Annotated in this window: 1 pseudogene and 1 CRISPR repeat array; the pseudogene reads left to right on the top strand. The window is 36.7% G+C overall.

Annotation, left to right across the window (positions count from 1 at the left end):
* Window positions 1-31: 31 nt before the first annotated feature.
* A CRISPR array of direct repeats spans window positions 32-1453; the repeat unit is 36 nt; unit sequence GTTTTAGAAGAGTGTCGAATCAATATAGTTAAGAGC.
* A gap of 88 nt (window positions 1454-1541) precedes the next feature.
* A pseudogene (locus tag PPA04_RS09365) lies at window positions 1542-2143 on the top strand (IS3-like element IS1163 family transposase); the annotation flags it as partial.

Below are 2143 nucleotides of genomic sequence, written 5' to 3'. Positions count from 1 at the left end.
CCGATGCGCTCATCCTTCGCGAACTCCTTCGGTTTTAGAAGAGTGTCGAATCAATATAGTTAAGAGCTCTTCATAATAGAATATATTCTATTGTAAGGTTTTAGAAGAGTGTCGAATCAATATAGTTAAGAGCAGTGGATTAGTGATGAAACTGGGCTTGATGGTTTTAGAAGAGTGTCGAATCAATATAGTTAAGAGCCTAATATAGGCATACCCTACAAACGCCCCTGTTTTAGAAGAGTGTCGAATCAATATAGTTAAGAGCTTCATCGCTGGTTTTTCTTTGCCCTCTTCGGTTTTAGAAGAGTGTCGAATCAATATAGTTAAGAGCGATTTGAGCTGTTTCTTAGCCTCGTTGGCAGTTTTAGAAGAGTGTCGAATCAATATAGTTAAGAGCAAATTGACTGGTACTTAGATGTAGATGTTGGTTTTAGAAGAGTGTCGAATCAATATAGTTAAGAGCGTGATGGGGCAATAACTAATGCTAAAATAGGTTTTAGAAGAGTGTCGAATCAATATAGTTAAGAGCATTCAGTCTGTTGCTATAGCCGTCAATACTGTTTTAGAAGAGTGTCGAATCAATATAGTTAAGAGCCAGATACCTCTGATTTTTGATATCCAGCGTGTTTTAGAAGAGTGTCGAATCAATATAGTTAAGAGCATCCGCACTTGCCAGTGAAATATAAACCGCGTTTTAGAAGAGTGTCGAATCAATATAGTTAAGAGCTGTTAGGAAGTAAGAAAACCTAAAAAAACTGTTTTAGAAGAGTGTCGAATCAATATAGTTAAGAGCTGGTACACCATCGTGAATATTTCCTGGACAGTTTTAGAAGAGTGTCGAATCAATATAGTTAAGAGCTGGCTTTGCAGTGTGATCAACATGACACCAGTTTTAGAAGAGTGTCGAATCAATATAGTTAAGAGCGCAGCATCAACCAATGAAGATAGCATTGAGGTTTTAGAAGAGTGTCGAATCAATATAGTTAAGAGCGTTTAACTGGTGATACATTGGTTGAAACTAGTTTTAGAAGAGTGTCGAATCAATATAGTTAAGAGCCTGAAAATTATCCAATTACTTTTGATATTAGTTTTAGAAGAGTGTCGAATCAATATAGTTAAGAGCTATTTGCTTCTAAAGTGAGTGCAGCTACTGGTTTTAGAAGAGTGTCGAATCAATATAGTTAAGAGCTTTACGACTAATTATCGTGCAAACAACGTGGTTTTAGAAGAGTGTCGAATCAATATAGTTAAGAGCTATTTTTTTCTTAGGAACCTCTATATTTTTGTTTTAGAAGAGTGTCGAATCAATATAGTTAAGAGCAGCACAATACCACGTGGAACTGTAGTAACAGTTTTAGAAGAGTGTCGAATCAATATAGTTAAGAGCTCACTGTTGGCTGATTGTTCTTCCACCATGGTTTTAGAAGAGTGTCGAATCAATATAGTTAAGAGCGCAATCATCTTGCTCCTATCCTAGTATTTGGTACATAAATTTCTGAACAGTTGTGCCATAATTAATAAAACAAGATAGGAGCATTCCAATGAAACGATATCAAGATGATTTTAAAGCCAGCATTGTGAAGATGCATCGTGAAGAGAAAAGATCTATTCGCTCGCTTTCCGAGGAATACGGTGTTTCTCCAGCCGCAATTCATAACTGGGTTAAAGACGCTAAATCAGTTGAGTTAGAAGACGGTACTGAAGTAACGTCCAAAGAATTCAAACAACTTCAAAAGGAAAATCAGCGATTAAAGGAGGAACTTGAAATTTTAAAAGCTGCGGCGGTGTTACTGGGAAAGCATTAGGACGAATTAATTGCCTTGTCTTCATAGAAGATCAGTTATTGCGACACCGCTTATCAATTATTCTTTCGGCACTGAAATTACCGCGCAGCACCTATTACCATTGGAAAAGATATCAACCTAGTCAACACGAACGTGTTGATAATCAGCTCAAAGAAAAAATTAAATTGATTTGGGAAAATAATTATCGTGCCTATGGTTATCCACGAATAACGATGGTGCTTCGCAAGTCAGGCATCTGTATTGGGTCAAAACGAATTTTACGATTAATGAGGGAAATGGAGATTCACTCTTTAATGAATCGGCGATTTAAAAAACCTGGCACTCATGTGGATCATTCG

Source organism: Pediococcus parvulus (genome assembly GCF_007990205.1).
In the GTDB taxonomy this organism is placed as follows: domain Bacteria; phylum Bacillota; class Bacilli; order Lactobacillales; family Lactobacillaceae; genus Pediococcus; species Pediococcus parvulus.
This window is presented reverse-complemented; position numbering and strand designations above follow the sequence as displayed.